Origin of the sequence: Ferrovibrio sp. (genome assembly GCF_019636075.1) — a bacterium.
Lineage (GTDB): Bacteria > Pseudomonadota > Alphaproteobacteria > Ferrovibrionales > Ferrovibrionaceae > Ferrovibrio.
This window is the reverse complement of record NZ_JAHBYG010000012.1, coordinates 1-17,881: the sequence shown is the minus strand read 5'-3', so window position 1 is coordinate 17,881 and position 17,881 is coordinate 1. Positions and strand designations below refer to the sequence as shown.

Below are 17,881 nucleotides of genomic sequence, written 5' to 3'. Positions count from 1 at the left end.
ATGCATGACATAAAGATCATCCGGGAAAATCCCGCCGCCTTCGATGCCGCCATTGCGCGCCGTGGCTTGTCGCCTTTGGCTGAAAGCCTGATTGCGCTGGATGCCAAGCGCCGCGCCGCCCAGGCCGAGTTCGACGCCACCCAGGGCAAACGTAATACGCTGTCGAAGGAAATCGGCGCCGCCAAAGCGAAGAAGGACGAAGCCCGGGCCAATGCGTTGATGGCCGAGGTGGGCGAGTTGAAGGACCGCCTTTCGGCGCTGGAAGCCGAGCAGAAACAGCATGAAGTGGCGCTGGCCGATGCGCTGAGCCTTATACCCAACCTGCCGGCGGCCGATGTGCCCGATGGGTTGGACGAAAACGCCAACCAGGAACTGCGCCGCCACGGCACGCCGCGCGCTTTCGCCTTCAAGCCGAAAGAGCATTTCGATCTCGGCGAGGGCTTGGGCCTGATGGATTTCGAGGCCGGCATCAAGCTGGCCGGTGCGCGCTTCACCGTGATGCGCGGGCAGCTTGCCAGGCTCAGCCGTGCGCTCGGGCAATTCATGCTCGATCTGCACACCACCGAATTCGGCTATAGCGAAACCATCGTGCCGTTGCTGGTGAACGACGACACGGCTTTCGGTACCGGCCAGTTGCCGAAATTCGGCGACGACCTGTTCCGCACCACCACGGGCTATTGGATGATCCCGACGGCGGAAGTGCCGCTGACCAATCTGGCGCGCGATGTAATCATCGACGAAAGCCAGTTGCCCTGGCGGCTCACGGCGCTGACGCCCTGCTTCCGTTCGGAAGCCGGTGCGGCGGGGCGCGATACGCGCGGCATGATTCGCCAGCATCAATTCGAAAAGGTGGAACTGGTCAGTATCACCCGGCCGGAAGACTCCGAAGCCGAGCATGAGCGCATGACCGCTGCCGCCGAAACCGTGCTCAAGCGCCTGGACTTGCCATTCCGCACCATGCTGCTCTGCGCCGGCGATATGGGCGGTGCGGCGCGTAAGACCTATGATATCGAAGTCTGGCTGCCGGGGCAGGATCGTTACCGCGAGATTTCCAGTTGCTCCAATTGCGGCGACTGGCAGGCCCGGCGCATGAATGCGCGCTGCCGCGTGCCGGGCGAGAAGGGTACGCGCTTCGTGCATACGCTGAACGGCTCGGGTCTGGCCGTGGGCCGCACGCTGATCGCGGTGCTGGAGAATTATCAGCAGGAAGATGGCTCCATCGCCGTTCCTGATGCGCTGCTGCCCTATACCGGCGGCCTGAAAAAGATCGAGAAGGCAGCCTGATGCGCATCCTGGTTTCCAACGACGACGGCATCCACGCGCCCGGCCTGAAGGTGATGGAGAAGATCGCCGCCAGCCTGTCTAAGGATGTGTGGGTTGTGGCGCCGGAATACGAACAATCGGGTGCGTCGCATTCGCTCACGCTCACCCAGCCGCTGCGGCTGCGCAAGATCAATCCGCGCAAATTCGCTGTGCGCGGCACGCCCACCGATTGCGTGATGATGGCGGTGCACGAAATCTTCAAGGGCAAGCGGCCCGATCTGCTGCTGTCCGGCGTCAACCGCGGCTCCAATCTGGGCGAGGACGTGACCTATTCCGGCACCGTGGCGGTGGCGATGGAAGGCACGCTGCTGGGCATACCCTCGATCGCGCTGAGTCAGAAACTAACGCCAGGCCATCCGGTGAAATGGGCCACCGCCGAACAGCACGCCCCCAAGCTGATCCGCAAATTGCTGAAAGCCGGCTGGCCGAAGGATACGCTGATCAACATCAACTTCCCCGATGTGATGCATGATTCCGTGAAGGGCGTGCAGATCTGTTCGCAGGGCCAGCGCGACCTGACCGACCTGATGCTGGATCATCGCGTGGATGCCCGCGGCGTGCCGTATTACTGGATCGGCTTCCGCCATGATAACGGCGCGCCGAAGCAGGGCACCGATCTGGCTGCTATCGAAAGCGGCCAGATTTCGGTATCGCCCTTGCACCTGAACATGACCAACACCCAGGCGCTGAAGAAGCTCAAGTCTGCCTTCGGCTGAACGCATGACCGATCCGCGCATCATCCAGTTGATCATGGAGTTGCGCCACCAGGGCATCACGGATACGCGCGTGCTGGCTGCCATCGAGCGGGTGCCGCGCGACCGTTTCGTGCAGGCGCAGTTCCTGGAGCATGCCTACGACAACATCGCGCTGCCGATCACCCAGGGCCAGACCATCAGCCAACCCTATGTGGTTGCCTTCATGTCTGAGGCTTTGCAGGTAAACGACCGCATGAAGGTGCTGGAGATCGGCACCGGCTCTGGTTATCAAACCGCCGTGCTGGCCAAGCTGTGCCGGCGCGTTTACACCATCGAACGCTATCGTTCGTTGCTGCTGCAGGCCGAGCGCCGGCTGGCGGAATTGAATATCAGCAACGTGACCGCCAAGCTGGGCGATGGCAACAAGGGTTGGCATGAGCAGATGCCGTTCGATCGCATCCTGGTTACGGCCGCCGCCGATACCCGGCCGGATGCGCTGCTTGATCAACTGAATCCCATGGGTGGAATCCTGGTGGCCCCGGTGGGCCGCGATCCCGACAAGCAAGAGATCGTGCGCTACACCAAGAACGGCCTGGGGATTGCCGAAGAGAAATTGCTGCCGGTGCGTTTCGTGCCGTTGTTGCCCGGTATCGCCAAGGAAGTGGGCTAGCGTTTCAGCCCGACAGGCTGACGAATTCCACGCGATTGCGCCCGCCATTCTTGGCGCGATACAGCGCCCGGTCGGCGCTTTGCAGCAGCGCTTCCAGGTCGCATTGCGCGGCATCGGCATGGGCCAGGCCGATGCTAACGGTGATGGAGACTTCGCTGCCATCGGCCAGCTTTATCCTGGTTGCGGCAAGGCTGCTGCGGATACGCTCTGCAATCGCCTTGGCATCCTCGGCTCTGCAATGCGGCAGCAGCACTGCAAATTCCTCGCCGCCCAGCCGGCCAAAAGCGTCGCTTGCCCGCAGGTGGCTGGCCACCAATTGCGAAAATCCGATCAGCACCATATCGCCGGCCTGGTGGCCATGTGTGTCGTTCACCAGTTTGAAGTGATCGAGATCGAGCATCAGCAGAGCGGCCGAGCGGTTATCGACCGAAACCTGATCGAGCAAGTCAAGCGCGCTTTTGCGAAACGCATTGCGGTTCAGGGTGCGGGTCAGGCTGTCATGATCGGCCATGTGGCGCAGGCGATCGAGCAACTCGTTGCGTGCAGCCATCACGCTGGCGGCGGTGATCGGCGCCAGTGCGATCAGCATCACGCCTAACCGCATGGAAAGCTGCGTGGAGTAATCATTGGTATCGACGCCGAGATCCATATGCCCAAGCGCGGCAGCCACAAGAACCCAGGCGCTGCATAGCAAAGTGATCAGCATGGTGATGAAGCGCGGATAGGTGAGGGCGCACCACAGCAGGGCCGGCACCGATACGGCTATGGCGCCTGGGCCGCCCAGCGCACCGGCAAGCAGCACGGAAAGCATCAGCGTGGCAAAGGGCACCAGCTTGTGCAGGCGTAGCGGCGGCCCACCGGCACGGCGGCGCTCGAACAGCATCCGCCCCAGCCGCCAGGGCAGTTTTGGCAGGGTAAGCATCACCGGCAATATGGCGATAAAATTCACCAATTCGGAAATGAACCAGTAGACCCAGGCGGTGAGAGGCGGCCGGTTGAAGATCAAGGCGCTGATGAACATGCCAACCAGGCCTGCCGATGCCGATGCCACGATCGCCACCAGCAGCAGATAGAGCACAGCCAACGGTGTGCCCAGGCTGCGGTTTTCCTCTGCAACGAAACGCCAGGCCACAATGCCGCCGATCACACCGGCGAAGTTACCCATGGTGAGCAGTGCCGAACGCTGCAATGTGCTGCCGGTGATCAGGTCGGCGGCCAGATAGCCGATCAGGGCGGCCACCCAGCAGAGCGGCTGGGTAAATTGTCGGTCGCGCAGCATCAGGCCGAGCAGCAGCGCATTGGTTGGCCAGAAGCTGGCTAATTGGCCTATCGGGCGGGAGAGAATACCAAGCAGCGAAGCGGCAAGCACCGCACCGCCAACCACGGCGGCGGCGATCAAGGGGCCGAGCGTAACACCCAAGGAATAGGGTTCTACCGCTTCCGGAGTATCGCCGGTTTTTCCAGCAAAAACCTGGAATGTATGGCTTTGGCCAGCAGCCATGGTTAGATACGCTCCCCGGATATCCGCAGTCTATGTTGCGCAGAGTATAGCAGGTGCGATGCCGCGCCCAAGGTATATTGTACTTTAAGTAGATATGGATGCTGCGTATGCAGCGTAAAGCTAGGCGGCGCATTGGCTGGGCCGATTGTCGCTGCCAGCCTAAGCGCTTAGACTCCGCGCCATGCAACGGATTCGCGCTTTTGCCCTGCTTTTAGTCCTGGCCGGCTGTGGCCAGCAGGCGCCTGCGCCCGTTGTTTTTAACCATGTGCCGGTACAGACGGCCACGCCTTCGGGTTTGCCGCCAGCAACCGCGCAGGTTGGCCATGGCATGGCGCCGGCCAGTGTCGCCCCAGTCAATGTGGCGCCGGCCCCCATGCAGGGCGATATCGAGGTACAGCGCGGCGACACGCTTTATGCGCTATCGCGCCGACATCAGGTGCCGGTGCGTTCGCTGATCGAGGCCAACGATCTGCAAGCACCCTATGTTTTGCAGCCGGGCCAGCGTTTGCGTTTGCCCGGCCAACGCTTCCATCTGGTGCAGCGCGGGGAAACGCTTTATGCGATTTCGCGTGCCTATGATGTGGACATGTATAGCCTGGCCCAGGCCAACGATCTGCCGCAACCCTATCTGCTGAGTGCCGGGCAATCGCTGCGCATACCGACCAGCGGCCAGTCTATCAGCGGCCAGCCGATCAGCAGCGGAACCACGCTAGCAGCCGCGCCGCAGGCCTATGGTGCGGATACCAGCGTGGCTCAAACGATTGCGCCAGCCAATACTCCCTCCAGCGCGCCGGCCACCAGCAGCGCGGGCGGCGTGACCATGGAGGCCTTGCCGCCGCCATCCGCTGCGCCCGCACCGGCAACGCAGCCAACGCCCGCTCCACAGCAAACCGCTGTTGCGCCCTTGCCGGTGCCACGCGCGCCAGCCCCAAGCCAGGCGCAGCAAGCGCCGCAGGCTCAGTCTTCACAGCCTCAACAGCCCCAGGCCCCGGTCCAGGCCCAGGTCCAGCCCCAAGCCGCCGCCGAGCCTGAGCCGCAAGCGGCCCCACAGGTAGCTGCCGTGCCGCCAGCACCGGCCCAGATTCCGGCCCCGGCTCCTGCAGCGCCGGCGGCAACCGTTACACCGCCTTCGCAACCCGCGCCTCGCGCCGATGCCGATTCTGAGCCGCCGCCGCGTTCAGGCCGCAGTTTTGCCTGGCCGGTGCGTGGGCGCATCCTGTCCACCTTCGGCACCAAGCCTGATGGCACGCATAACGACGGGCTGAATATCGCGGCCCGTGCCGGTGCCCCGGTGATCGCGGCAGAAAACGGCGTGGTGGTGTATCAAGGCAGTGAGTTGCGTGGTTTCGGCAATCTGCTGCTGCTGCGCCATGCCGATGGCTGGATCACCGCCTATGCCCATCTCGATCGTGTGCTGGTGAAGAAGGGCCAGCGCGTGACGCGCGGTCAGGCGATTGCCACCGTGGGCACCAGCGGCGGCGTGGACCAGCCGCAATTGCATTTCGAGATCCGGCGCGGCACCCAGGCGGTGGACCCGGCGAAATTCCTCAGCGTGGCGCTGCTGGATGGCGGCGCCACGCCGCAATTCGCGCAAGCCGGCTTCAGCGCTTGGCTTTTTCCAGCCGCACGCCCTGGCGGCCAGCCAAATCCTGGATGAACTGCCAGGCCACGCGGCCCGAACGGGCGCCGCGCGTCATCGACCATTCCACCGCTTCGGCGCGCAGCTGCTTCTGGTCGATCTTCAGGCCGTAATTGGTGCAATAGGCATCCAGCATGGCGAAGTAATCGTCCTGGCTGCATGAGTGGAAGCCGAGCCAGAGGCCGAAGCGGTCGGACAGCGAAACCTTTTCCTCCACCGCCTCGCTGGGATTGATCGCCGTTGAGCGCTCATTCTCCACCATCTCGCGCGACAGCAGATGCCGGCGGTTCGAGGTGGCGTAGAAGATAACATTCTCCGGCCGGCCCTCGATGCCGCCTTCCAGCACCGCCTTCAGCGACTTGTAATGCTGATCTTCGGCATCGAAGGAGAGGTCGTCGCAAAACAGGATGTAGCGCCGGGCGGAGCCGCTCAGCAGCTTCAGCAGATCGGGCAGGGAGGGGATGTCTTCGCGGTGGATTTCCACCAGCGCCAGGTCGGCGCCCTTTTCGCGGTTCACCGCCGCCGACACCGCTTTCACCAGCGAGCTTTTGCCCATGCCGCGCGCACCCCAGAGCAGCGCGTTATTAGCCGACAGGCCCTGGGCGAAGCGGCGCGTATTCTCCAGCAATATGTCGCGCACCCGATCCACGCCGCGCAGCAGCTTGATCGACACGGCATTCACGCGTTTTACCGGTTCCAACCAACCCGGAGCCGGTTGGGCATGCCACACATAGGCATCGGCGGCGCGATCATCGAAAGCCGGCGGCGCAGGCGGCACCAAGCGTTCCAATGCCGCTGCGATGCGGGCCAGAGTGTCGGCGATGGCACCTGGGGTGGCATTTGGGGTGAAGCCAGGGTTAGTAAGGGGCGCGGCGCTGGTTGCGGCCTGGCCCGTATTCTTGACGGATACGGTCTTTTTCATTGCTCTCGTCTCGGGTCGGGCGGGTATTTAGCGATGCTGCCTGGCAGGATGCAAGCTGTAGCGGTGGCTCGGGGTTTCGGCCATAATCCCGGCCCCGTCCGGCTATCGCGGAGTTTTTTCCCGGCCGGTAGGGCATTCCGCAGGAGGACCAATGTATCCGAATACCCAGCTGAATATCGGCGGCACCTGGCGCGACGGCGCCGGCGGCCGCTCCATCCCGGTTCTGAATCCCGCCACCGGCGAGGTTGCCGGCCACGTCGCCCATGCCGAGAAGGCCGATCTGGATGCCGCGCTGGCCGCTGCCCAGAAGGGTTTTGCCGCGCTGCGCAAGCTGTCCGCCTTCGACCGCTACAAGCTGCTGCGCAAGGCGGCTGACATCATCCGCAGCCGCGTCGATGAGATAGCGGCCAACATGGTGATCGAGCAGGGCAAGCCGCTGCTGGAAGCCAAGGGCGAGACCGCTCTGGCCGGCGACATCATGGACTGGTTCGCCGAGGAAGCGCGTCGCACCTATGGCCGCATCGTGCCGCCGCGCGCCGAGGGCGTGTATCAGCTGGTGGTGAAGGAACCGGTGGGTCCGGTTGCCGCCTTCACGCCGTGGAACTTCCCGATCAACCAGGCTGTGCGCAAGGTTTCCGCCGCGCTGGCCGCCGGCTGCTCGGTGATCCTGAAAGGCCCGGAAGAAACCCCGGCCTCCTGCGCCGCGCTGATCCAGTGCTATATCGATGCCGGTTTCCCGGAAGGCTCTGTCGGCCTGGTCTACGGCGTGCCGGCGGAGATTTCCGAATACCTGATCCCGCATCCGATCATCCGCAAGATCACCTTCACCGGCTCCACCCCGGTGGGCAAGCATCTCGCCATGCTGGCCGGCCTGCATATGAAGCGCGCCACCATGGAACTGGGCGGCCATGCGCCGGCCATCGTGTTCGAGGATGCCGATGTTGATGTGGCGGTGAAGGTGCTGGGCACCAACAAGCTGCGCAATGCCGGTCAGGTCTGCGTGTCGCCGACCCGCATGCTGGTGCATGAAAAGGTCTACGACCAGTTCGTGGATGGCATGACCAAGCTGATGGCCGGCACCAAGGTGGGCAATGGCATGGACAAGGATACCCGCATGGGTCCGCTGGCCAATGGCCGCCGCGTGGAAGCCATGGACATGTTCGTGGCCGATGCCGTGAGCAAGGGCGCCAAGCTGCAGACCGGCGGCAAGCGCATCGGCAATGTAGGCAATTTCTACGAGCCCACCCTGCTGACCGATGTGCCGCTGGATGCCCGTATCATGAACGAGGAGCCGTTCGGCCCCATCGCCCCGGTCGTGCCGTTCAAGGATTTCGATGCGGTGGTGGCGGAAGCCAACCGCCTGCCGTTCGGCCTGGCGGCTTATGCCTATACCAAGTCTGCCAAGACGGCCGCTGCCATCGGCTCGGCTTTCGAGAGCGGCATGGTGTCGATCAACCATCATGGTCTGGCCCTGCCGGAAGTGCCGTTCGGCGGCGTGAAGGATTCGGGCTATGGTTCGGAAGGCGGTTCGGAGGCCATAGAGGCTTATCTGAACACCAAGTTCATCAGCCAGATCGGCCTCTGATCCGATCGCGCGACAAAAACACTGGAAAAGGGGGGCTTTGGCCCCCTTTTTTTGTCGGCATTTTTCGCGGTTTTCTACTTCCGGTGTTTGCCACTCACAAAAATATTATGACCATCTGTAACATTATGACTGTTATTAAGAGTAATTAGCATATAAAGACCAATTATTCCCGAAGTTTGGCATGAGTCAAAGGGGGAAGGACTCAATCAGCCAGCCAGCGAGGCAATCCGCCAAGCCAGCGAGCCAATCTCGATTTCATTCAATTGGAGATGGTTATGGCTGATACCGAAAATATATCAAATTCTCATGCGCTAAGCAGTCTGGCGCCACGTCTGGTAGAGCCCGGCCGCCTGGGCCTTATGACGCTAGCCATGGCGCTGGGGGCAGCCGGGGGCACCGCGCCGGGCACGGCCTTTGCCCAGCAAGCCCAGCAACCCGTGCAATTGCCGCGCATGCAGATCGAAGGCCGCGTGGTGCCGGAGAGCGATGAAACCTACAAGGTGGACGAGGCGCAATCGTCCAAGCAGACAGCGCCCCTGCTGGATACGCCGCAGACCATCAGCGTGATCCCGCAGGCCGTGATCAAGGAGCAGGGCGCCCGCACCCTCACCGAAGTGCTGAAAAATACCCCCGGCATCAGCTTCGATGCCGGCGAAAACGGTTTCGCCACCTCAACCAACAATTTCAAGATGCGCGGCTTCGATGGCAGCGGCAACATCTTCATCGATGGCACGCGCGATTCCGGCAGCTACGCCCGCGACGTGTTCAATATGGAGCAGGTGGAAGTGTTCAAGGGGCCTGCGGCCGATAACGGCCGTGGCGGCGCCGGCGGTTATGTGAACATGGTGACCAAGACCCCGAAGCTCGACACTTTCCTTTCCGGAAGCGTCAGCTATGGGCTGGACCAGTATGATTCCGAATCCCGCAAGCGTGCCACGCTGGATGGTAATTACAAAGTGGATGATGGCACGGCGCTGCGTCTGAATATGCTGCTGGAGGATAGCGGCGTTGCCGGGCGTGAAGTGGCCGAGCGCAAGGTGAATGGTTTCGCGCCATCCGTGGCCTTCGGCTTGAACAAGGAATTCCGCACCGTGCTGTCGTATGAGCGGCTCAGCTCCAGCGACCTGCCCGATTGGGGCGTGCCTGGTGCGATGGTGGACGGCTTGTTCCGCTACCATCATTCCACCGCTGGCGCGTCACGCGATTCCTTCTATGGCCTCCGGTCGGATTACGACGACACGATTGGCGATGTGCTGCAGGCGCATTTCGAATACGATTTCGGCAATGCCTCCACCATCGGCAACCAGATCCGATTGTCTCGGGTGAAGCGCGATGCGCGCTATACGTTGCCAACCGGCTATAACGAAACCACGAGAATCGTCACCACGCAGTCGCAATTCTATCATCGAGAAAATATCACGCTCACCAACCTGACCAGCTATGCCACCGAGTTCGAAACCGCCGGGCTGAAGCATAATTTCGTGTCGGGTCTGGAATTGACCCGCGAGACCTCCGATGCGGATCGTTTCGGCACCGCCAATGCCGGCAATACCAGCCTGTTCGATCCGAATCCGGATCGTCTCTCCGCGCGCAATGGCGGCGCGGCGGAAACCAACAAGGTGCTGGTGAATACCTTGGCGCTATATGCCTACGACACGTTGACCATCACGCCGCAATGGGAAGTGACCGGCGGCCTGCGGGCGGAACGCTATAAAGTGGAGCTGGACAGCAAGACCGCCACCGGCGCCGCGAATGGCGGCTTCGACGGCTATAGCGACACCGAGAGCACGCTGGGCGGCAAACTGGGCGTTGTGTACAAACCGCTGCCGAATGCCAGTGTGTACACGTCGTTCGGCATGTCGCATCTGCCGCCGGCTTCGTTCCTGTCCAACCCGGATATCTCGCGCACGGGCGACAATGCCTTCCCGGGTTTCGTGCCCGGTGCCAAGCCGGTCACGATGTTCAATTACGAGATCGGCACCAAGTGGAACTTCTTCAACGACCGCCTGTCGGCATCGGCTGCGTTGTTCCGCACGGAAAAGACCGATGTGCCGATCACCGGCCGCGACGTGGGCGACGCGGCAGATTCGTTGAAAGGCTATGGCGAGCAGATCGTGCAGGGCATCGAATTCGGTTTGTCGGGCGAGGTGACCGAAGGCTGGAAAGTGTTCAGCGGCCTTGCGCTGATCAAGAGCGAGCGTAAGCATAGCGCCTATCTGGATGACGTGCGTCGCCGCGCCAATCCGGCCGACTATGCCAGCTATACCAGCACCAATGGCGACGAGTTGGCCTTCACGCCGCGTGTGACAGCCAATCTGTGGACCACCTATCGTTTTCCGATCGGCCTCACTGTCGGCGGCGGTTTGCAATATGTAGGCGAATCCTATCTCGGCCGCCCGGACGATGCCTTCCGCATCATTCCCAATGGTGTGTTCGGCAAGCTGCCGGCCTATATGGTGTTCAACGCGATGGCATCATATGAACTGACGGAGAGCGTAAGCCTGCGTCTGAACGTGGATAACATCGCCGACAAGACCTATGCGGTGAGCACCAACTGGAACGGCACGCTAGCCGCGCTCGGGGCTCCGCGTACGGTAATGCTGACCACCGACTTCAAGTTCTAGCCCAAGGGCTCCGGCCCACCGGCCCCGGCTGTGCAAACAGCCGGGGTCATTGTTTTTCAGACGAGGCAAGCTGCGGCCATGATCTTGCAAATTCCCGACGTGCTCACACCAGAGGAAGTCCTGCAGATACGCCAGGCTTTGCAGCAGGCCGCCTGGCGCGATGGCAGCGAAACCGCCGGCCATGTAGCGATCCAGGTAAAGCATAACCAGCAATTGGCCAACGACGACCCGCTGGCGATCCGGCTGGGAGAATTCATCCTGCAACGGCTTGGCCAGATCGAGCGTTTCATCGCGGCAGCGTTGCCGCTGAAGATTCTACCGCCGCGTTTCAATCGTCATGCCGGCGGCGGCACCTATGGCTATCATGTCGATAATGCGATTTTCACCTTGCCTGGCAGCAGCCAGCGCATCCGCAGCGATCTTTCGGCCACGCTGTTTCTCAGCGATCCGGCCGATTACGATGGCGGCGAGTTGCAGATGCAGGGCTTGGGCGATGTGCCGCCGATAAAGCTGCCTGCAGGGCATATGGTGCTGTATCCCGCCACGACGCTGCATCAGGTACGCCCGGTCACGCGTGGCGAAAGGCTGGGCGCTTTCTTCTGGGTTCAAAGCCTGGTGCGAGAGGCCGAGCGCCGCGCCTTGCTGCTGGAACTGGACGATACGATCCGCGATTTGCGCGGCGATCACCCCGAGCATGGCGCCGGTCTGCGGCTGACCGGCCTGTATCATAACCTGCTAAGGCAATGGTCTGAAACGTGATGGGGTCCGAAACATGATGCAAGCCGCCGCCCCCTTGCCGAAGCTGAGCAGGATTCCCCCGGATATCGCCGCTGTTACGGATTATGAATCCTATGCCCGTGCGCGTATGGATGCCGGTGCCTGGGCCTATATCAATGGCGGCGCGGCGGATGAATGGACGCTGCAGGAAAACCGCGCGGCTTTCCAGCGCATCCGTCTGCGCAGCCGGGTGCTGCGGGATCTGAGTGGCGGTCATACCAGGCTGCGCCTGCTGGGACAGGATTTCGCGCATCCGATCCTGCTGGCGCCGGTGGCCTATCACAGGCTGGCGCATCCCGATGGCGAGTTGGCCACATTGCTGGGCGCGACGGCGATGCAGGCCGGCATGGTGGTTTCTACCCAGGCCAGCATCACGCTGGAAGAGATTGCTGCGCATGCGGTGGCCGATGATCGGGCAGGCAGGCCTCCGTTATGGTTTCAACTGTATATCCAGCCTGATCGTGATTTCACCCTGGCCCTGGTGCGGCGTGCCGAAGTCGCCGGCTACGGCGCGCTGGTGTTGACCGTGGATGCCCCGGTGAACGGCTTGCGCAATGCCGAGCAGCGGACAGGCTTTGCGCTGCCTGCCGATATTCAGGCCGCCAACCTGCGTGGGATGCGGCCGTTGCAATTGGCTCAGGCGCCGCCCGGCAAGCAGGCGCAGGCAGGCGAGGGGGTATTGCTGGGCGGAGCGCTGATGGCTGCGGCAGCCACCTGGCGCGATCTCGCCTGGTTGCGCGATCAAACCAGGCTGCCGCTGTTGGTGAAGGGCATTACATCGGCCGAGGATGCCGTGCTTGCCATGCAGCATGGGGTTGATGGCATCATCGTTTCCAACCATGGCGGCCGCATGCTGGATGGCCTGCCGGCCAGCATAGATCTATTGCCGGATATCGCGGCCGCCGTTTCAAACCGCGTACCCGTACTGCTAGATGGGGGGATAAGGCGCGGCAGCGATGCCTTCAAGGCGCTGGCATTGGGCGCCAAGGCGGTACTGGTGGGGCGCGGCTATATGCATGGCCTGGCGGCCGCGGGCGCCGTGGGCGTATCGCACGTGTTGCACATGCTGCGCGCAGAACTTGAACTGACAATGGCGCTAACCGGCTGCCGGGACCTTACGGCAATCGGCAGCGATTGCCTGATGTGATACCGCAGCCAAGCCACGAACGTTTTTATCGGTCATTATGCAAATGAGAATGTATTGCAAACCAATGTGTAAGCCCCTATAAACGGTCGACACCGCAAGCTATGCTGCTAGTGCGAAGGGCATCAATCTTCCCATGCCATGGGCGGAACCCCCGGTCCGTTGGCCAGCAAGGTTAAGTGCGATGTTCCAACCCGGCCCGATAAAGGCTTCATTGGAATACGCGGGTTTCTGCCGCGCGATACGAAGAGTGACATTCGATGACCGAACTCATGCCCGCCGCCCCGGACCATTCCATGCTTGGCCTGTTCATGCAGGCAGACATCGTCGTCAAGGCTGTGATGCTGTTGCTATTGCTGGCATCCATCGCCTGCTGGGCGATCGTGGTTGACAAGATTTTTGTGCTGCGCCGGTTGAAGCGCGAAGCGACGGCGGTGGAAGCGGCGACGGCACGTCCCGGCCTGCCTTCGGAAGCCGGCCTGCTGCCGCTGGGCAGCCATATGGTGCAGCGTGGCCTGGCCGCCTGGCGGGATAGCGACCAGGAAGAAAGCCGCAAGGACCGCCGCGAGCGTATCGAGCGGGCCATGCGTGCCGGCGTAGGCGCCTATCTGCGCAAGGTGGAGCCTGGCTTGCCATTCCTGGCCACGCTGGGTTCGGCGGCGCCGTTCATCGGCTTGTTCGGTACGGTCTGGGGCATCATGAACAGCTTTACGGCGATTGCGCAATCCAACGATACTTCCTTGGCCGTGGTGGCGCCGGGTATCGCGGAAGCATTGCTGGCCACGGCATTGGGCCTTGTGGCCGCCATTCCGGCGGTTATCGCTTATAACAAATTCGCCACCGATCTTGGCCGCATCGGCCAGCGCTTCAATGCCTGCATCGGTATTCTCGGCGAAAGGCTGACCGCCAGCGACACGTCAGGCGTGGCCCGCAGCCACGCCGCCGAGTGAGGGCTGCGCCATGGCGATGAGCCCGATGGGCGGCGGTTTGGGCGCCGGCCTGGATGACGACGAACTAGGCGAGGGCGGCTATCGTCCGCTTTCCGAAATCAACGTCACGCCGCTGGTGGATGTGATGCTGGTTTTGCTGATCGTGTTCATGGTGGCAGCGCCACTGATGATGGTCGGTGTGCCGTTGAAACTGCCCAAGAGCAGCGCCGAAACCGTAACGCCGCAGGCCGAGCCGTTGGTCTTGTCCATCGACAAGGATGGCAAGCTGTTCATCCTGAAGGATGCGGTGGAAGAAGCCGACCTGATTGCGCGTTTGCGCGATCTGCGCGGCGACAAGCCCGATAAGGTGATCTATGTGCGTGGCGATAAGGCGCTGGATTACGGCCGGGTGATGCAGGTTATGGGCTGGGTTGGCGAGGCCGGTTTCTCCCGCATCTCGCTGGTGGCGGAAGGCCAGAAGAAAGGCGAGGCGCGCTAGGTATGTCCAGGCGTGGCTGGATTGTTTCTGTTGCAGCGCATGCCTGCGCGGGTGCTTTGCTGATCTGGCATCCGAGCCTGAATCTGCACGTGCAGAAGGGCGAGGAAATGCAAACCATCGCCATCGCCCTGGCGGCCTTGCCTGTGCAACCCCCGCCGCCTCCGCCGCCTCCGCCTCCGCCGGTTGCTCCGGAACCGCCGCAGGCACAGGAAGAAATCCCGCTGATCGAATCCAAGGCGCCTGAGCCCGATCCTGATCCGGATCCGCCGCCGCCCAAACCGGAACCACCCAAGCCCAAGCTTGTGGAGCGGCCGCCGCCGCCCAAACCGAAGCCGCCGGAAAAGAAACCCGAGCCGCCCAAGCCGATGCCGGAACCGCTTCCGCAGCAGACGGCGACGCAACCGGCCGCCGAGCCGCAGCCGACTTACCGGCCGGCCCCGCCGGCGCCTGTGGTAGCGGCGGCCCCCGTGGCCGTGCCGATGCCGGCCGCGCCGCGCATGGCGCCGGATCCGTCGCTGGAGGCCAATTACCTGGGCCTGCTGGTGGCGACGCTGGAAAAGCACAAGGAATATCCGCGCCGGGCGCAACAGCGCCGCCAGCAAGGTACGGTGCAATTGCGGTTTCAACTGAACCGCGATGGCAGCATTTCAAGTTATAGCGTGCATCGCAGTTCAGGCTACCGGTTGTTGGACGAAGCCGTGATCGAGATGATTCAGCGGGCCACGCCGCTGCCGCCGATTCCGGTGGCACTGAATAAAAGCGTGATGGATATCGTGCTGCCGGTGAACTTCACGATGCCGTACTGATCATCAGCATGCCGGCCAGCGCAGCGCCGGCCAGCAGCCAGCCGATGGCCAGCTTGAAGCGGAAGACCGCAACCAAAGCCAATGCGCTGAGCAGGGCCATGCGCCAATCAAGGCTGGCCCAAAGGGGCCAATCCAGGTGCAGGGGGCCAAGGCTGAGCATACTGCTTTGCTTGAACAGCGCATGCAGCGCAAACCATACCGCCAGATTGAGGATCACGCCCACCACAGCGGCGGTGATGCCTGAAAGCGCATCGCGCAAGGCACGGATATGGCGCAGGCGTTCCACGTAAGGGGCGCCCAGCAATATCCACAGGAAGCAAGGCGCGAAGGTGACCCAGGTGGCCAGCAATCCGCCGAGCAGGCCGCCCAGCAATGGCGGATCGATGCCGGCCTCGCGGAAGCCGGCCACGAAACCCACGAAGCTGAGCACCAGGATCAGCGGGCCCGGCGTGGTTTCGGCCAGGCCAAGGCCATGCAGCATTTCACCCGGCAGCAGCCAGCCATAGGCCTGCACGGCCTGTTGGCCCACATAAGCCAGCACGGCATAGGCGCCGCCGAAAGTAACCACCGCCATTTCGCTGAAGAACAGGCCGATGCGGCTGAATATATGGCCGTCGCCCAGCAACAGCAGGCTTGCAACAACCGGCAGCGCCCAAAGCCCGCCATAGATCAACAGTGTGCCGATGCTTTGTCCGGCGCTGGGCGGCGGGCTGGGCAATACATCGGCATCCTGCGGCGAACCGGCAGCGGTTGCCATCCAGCCGGGTTTTACCGCGCCCGCGATCAGGCCGATGATGGCTGCCGCCAGAACGATCAGCGGGAATGGCACGTGTAACGCCCAGATGGCGATAAAGGCCAATGCCGCCAGCAGCATCAGAAAGCGGGTTTTTGCTGCCTTGGCGGCCACTTTGCGCAAGGCCTCGATCACCAAAGCCAGCACGGCGGCCTGCAAGCCGAAAAACAAACCGCTGATCAACGGCACATCGCGCCACAGCATGTACACCGCGCTCAGGCTCAGGATCACCGCAAGGCCAGGCAGGATGAACAACAGGCCGGCCACGAGCGCGCCCTTGCCGCGATGCAGCAGCCAGCCGATATAGGTGGCAAGCTGTTGTGCCTCTGGTCCCGGCAGCAGCATGCAGAAATTCAGCGCGTGCAGGAATTGCGCTTCGCCGATCCACTTCTTCTCTTCAACAAGCAGGCGATGCATCAGCGCGATCTGGCCGGCCGGGCCGCCGAAGCCGAGCAAGCCGATCTTCAGCCAAAGCCGGGCGGCTTCGGCAAAACTTGGGCGCGGGGAATGCATTGTGTCAGCTCAGGGAAACCTTGTTGCCGCGATGGCGCATGATACGGCCCGCCAGTTCAAGCTCCAAGAGTGCGGTATGGATCGCAGCCGGAGTTTGGCCAGACAAGCGGATCAACTCGTCTATGCCAACCGGGCTGGGCGAGAGCAATTCCGTCAGCCGGCGATGGGCTGCAACGATATCGTCATCATCCACCGGCTCGGCCGGGCCGGCGGAAAAGCTGCGCTCGGGCATCTGCAGCGCGCCGCGCCGGATCGGATCGATCACCGCCAGCACATCTTCCAACCGCTCGATCAGCGCTGCGCCATTGCGGATCAGATCGTTGGTGCCATTGCAGCGCGGATCCAGCGGCGAGCCCGGCACCGCCATCACCTCGCGGCCCTGGCTGGCAGCAAAGCGCGCGGTGATCAGCGAACCGCTTTTCATCGCCGCTTCCACCACCAGCACGCCTAGCGAAGCACCCGAGATCAGCCGGTTGCGGCGCGGGAAATCGCGCGCCCGCGGCTCCCAGTTCAGCGGCATTTCCGAGACAGCCGCGCCGCGCGGCAGGATCGCGTCGAGCAGCGGCACATGGTCGGCCGGATAAATCCGGTTGTGACCGCCGGCCAGCACGGCAATCGTGCCAGTCGTCAGGCTCGCGCGATGCGCGCCGGCATCGATCCCCCGCGCGAGCCCGGAGACGATGCCGAAACCTGCCGCGCCGAGATCGTGCGCCAGCCGCTCGGCGAATTTCACCCCGACTGCCGAGGCGTTGCGCGAGCCGACGATGGCGACCAGCGGCTGGGTGAGGACCGGAGCATGGCCGCGCACCGCCAGCAGCGGCGGCGGATCGTCGATGGCGGTGAGCCTCGCCGGATAATCGGCTTCCCCGAGCGCTACCAGCGCGATGCCATGGTCGCGTGCAGCTTTGAACTCCGCTTCCGCTTCCGCGCGCGCGGGAATGCGGCCCGGCCGCGCGGCGCCGCCCCGCCGAGCGAGGTCGGGCAGGGCAGCCAGCGCCGCTGCCGCGCCACCGTAATGATTGATGAGGGTGCGAAAGGTGCGCGGGCCGACATGGTCGGCGCGGATCAGGCGCAGCCAGTCGATCCGTTGCTCGTCGGTCAGCGCGATCCGTCCGCGTGTGCTCACGGCTTGCCCCCGATGGCGAGCTTCGCGCAAGCATGGCGCGGACACAACCGGGAGTGGCGCGATCGGCCTAGCGGCTGCCGATCCGGGTCTCGGTCCCGGCGCGCAACCGGGCGATGTTCTGCCGGTGCATGATCCACAAGAGCACGGTGAGCAGCGCCATCAACACTGCCGCGTCCTGCGCACCCAGCCACCACAGCACGAATGGCGTCGCCGCGCTGGCGGCGAGCGCGGCGAGGGAGGAGTAGCGGAACGCGGCGGCGACGCCGAGCCAGACCGCGCCGAACACCAGTGCCGCCGGCCACGCCAGCGCGATCAGGATGCCGATATAGGTGGCG

Annotated in this window: 16 protein-coding genes; 11 read left to right on the top strand and 5 right to left on the bottom strand. The window is 63.1% G+C overall.

What is annotated here, in order from left to right:
- The 3 genes from serS to KF827_RS07265 are packed head-to-tail and all read left to right on the top strand — an operon-like array spanning nucleotide 1 to nucleotide 2,688.
- A complete protein-coding gene (gene serS / locus KF827_RS07275; RefSeq protein ID WP_291002647.1) occupies nucleotides 1-1,284 on the top strand; it encodes a serine--tRNA ligase in 1,284 nt (427 codons plus the stop codon).
- On the top strand, nucleotides 1,284-2,039 hold the full coding sequence (surE, locus tag KF827_RS07270; RefSeq protein ID WP_291002643.1) for a 5'/3'-nucleotidase SurE: 756 nt from the start codon (nucleotides 1,284-1,286) through the stop codon (nucleotides 2,037-2,039). The genes serS and surE overlap by 1 nt, the downstream gene beginning before the upstream one ends.
- A gap of 4 nt (nucleotides 2,040-2,043) precedes the next feature.
- Nucleotides 2,044-2,688: a protein-L-isoaspartate(D-aspartate) O-methyltransferase gene (locus KF827_RS07265; RefSeq protein ID WP_291002640.1), complete on the top strand. Its 645-nt coding sequence runs from the start codon at nucleotides 2,044-2,046 to the stop codon at nucleotides 2,686-2,688.
- Nucleotides 2,689-2,692: 4 nt separating this feature from the next.
- Here KF827_RS07265 and KF827_RS07260 read toward each other — a convergent pair whose 3' ends face one another.
- Nucleotides 2,693-4,189: a diguanylate cyclase gene (locus KF827_RS07260; RefSeq protein ID WP_291002637.1), complete on the bottom strand. Its 1,497-nt coding sequence runs from the start codon at nucleotides 4,187-4,189 to the stop codon at nucleotides 2,693-2,695.
- A 328-nt stretch (nucleotides 4,190-4,517) separates the two neighbouring features.
- Between KF827_RS07260 and KF827_RS07255 the strand changes: the two genes are divergently transcribed.
- Complete coding sequence (locus tag KF827_RS07255) at nucleotides 4,518-5,846, top strand: LysM peptidoglycan-binding domain-containing M23 family metallopeptidase (RefSeq protein WP_291002634.1); 1,329 nt, start codon at nucleotides 4,518-4,520, stop codon at nucleotides 5,844-5,846.
- On the opposite strand, the gene KF827_RS07250 is transcribed toward KF827_RS07255, so the two are convergent.
- Nucleotides 5,791-6,750, bottom strand: a complete 960-nt coding sequence (locus KF827_RS07250) for an ATP-binding protein (protein WP_291002630.1) — start codon at nucleotides 6,748-6,750, stop codon at nucleotides 5,791-5,793. The genes KF827_RS07255 and KF827_RS07250 overlap by 56 nt on opposite strands.
- Before the next feature lie 151 nt (nucleotides 6,751-6,901).
- On the opposite strand from KF827_RS07250, the gene KF827_RS07245 reads away from it, so the two are divergent.
- The 7 genes from KF827_RS07245 (at nucleotide 6,902) to KF827_RS07215 (ending at nucleotide 15,114) form a co-directional block, all read left to right on the top strand.
- On the top strand, nucleotides 6,902-8,335 hold the full coding sequence (locus KF827_RS07245) for an NAD-dependent succinate-semialdehyde dehydrogenase (protein ID WP_291002627.1): 1,434 nt from the start codon (nucleotides 6,902-6,904) through the stop codon (nucleotides 8,333-8,335).
- A 275-nt stretch (nucleotides 8,336-8,610) separates the two neighbouring features.
- Nucleotides 8,611-10,959, top strand: coding sequence for a TonB-dependent siderophore receptor (locus KF827_RS07240; protein WP_291002624.1), 2,349 nt, complete (start codon nucleotides 8,611-8,613; stop codon nucleotides 10,957-10,959).
- 78 nt (nucleotides 10,960-11,037) lie between these two features.
- Nucleotides 11,038-11,718 carry a Fe2+-dependent dioxygenase gene (locus KF827_RS07235; protein WP_291002621.1) on the top strand — a complete coding sequence of 227 codons (681 nt, stop codon included), beginning with the start codon at nucleotides 11,038-11,040 and terminating at the stop codon, nucleotides 11,716-11,718.
- A gap of 13 nt (nucleotides 11,719-11,731) precedes the next feature.
- On the top strand, nucleotides 11,732-12,883 hold the full coding sequence (locus tag KF827_RS07230) for an alpha-hydroxy acid oxidase (RefSeq protein ID WP_291002618.1): 1,152 nt from the start codon (nucleotides 11,732-11,734) through the stop codon (nucleotides 12,881-12,883).
- Nucleotides 12,884-13,140: 257 nt separating this feature from the next.
- Nucleotides 13,141-13,830 carry a MotA/TolQ/ExbB proton channel family protein gene (locus KF827_RS07225; RefSeq protein WP_291002615.1) on the top strand — a complete coding sequence of 230 codons (690 nt, stop codon included), beginning with the start codon at nucleotides 13,141-13,143 and terminating at the stop codon, nucleotides 13,828-13,830.
- 10 nt (nucleotides 13,831-13,840) lie between these two features.
- Nucleotides 13,841-14,308, top strand: coding sequence for an ExbD/TolR family protein (locus KF827_RS07220; RefSeq protein ID WP_367273125.1), 468 nt, complete (start codon nucleotides 13,841-13,843; stop codon nucleotides 14,306-14,308).
- A gap of 2 nt (nucleotides 14,309-14,310) precedes the next feature.
- Complete coding sequence (locus tag KF827_RS07215; RefSeq protein WP_291002612.1) at nucleotides 14,311-15,114, top strand: energy transducer TonB; 804 nt, start codon at nucleotides 14,311-14,313, stop codon at nucleotides 15,112-15,114.
- Here KF827_RS07215 and chrA read toward each other — a convergent pair.
- The 3 genes from chrA to KF827_RS07200 all read right to left on the bottom strand — a co-directional run.
- Complete coding sequence (gene chrA, locus KF827_RS07210) at nucleotides 15,098-16,420, bottom strand: chromate efflux transporter (RefSeq protein ID WP_291002609.1); 1,323 nt, start codon at nucleotides 16,418-16,420, stop codon at nucleotides 15,098-15,100. The two genes, KF827_RS07215 and chrA, sit on opposite strands and share 17 nt — an antisense overlap.
- A 4-nt stretch (nucleotides 16,421-16,424) precedes the next feature.
- Nucleotides 16,425-17,546, bottom strand: a complete 1,122-nt coding sequence (gene dprA / locus KF827_RS07205; RefSeq protein ID WP_291002606.1) for a DNA-processing protein DprA — start codon at nucleotides 17,544-17,546, stop codon at nucleotides 16,425-16,427.
- Nucleotides 17,547-17,613: 67 nt separating this feature from the next.
- On the bottom strand, nucleotides 17,614-17,881 hold a 268-nt coding region (locus tag KF827_RS07200), incomplete at its 5' end, for a glycerol-3-phosphate acyltransferase (RefSeq protein WP_291002603.1).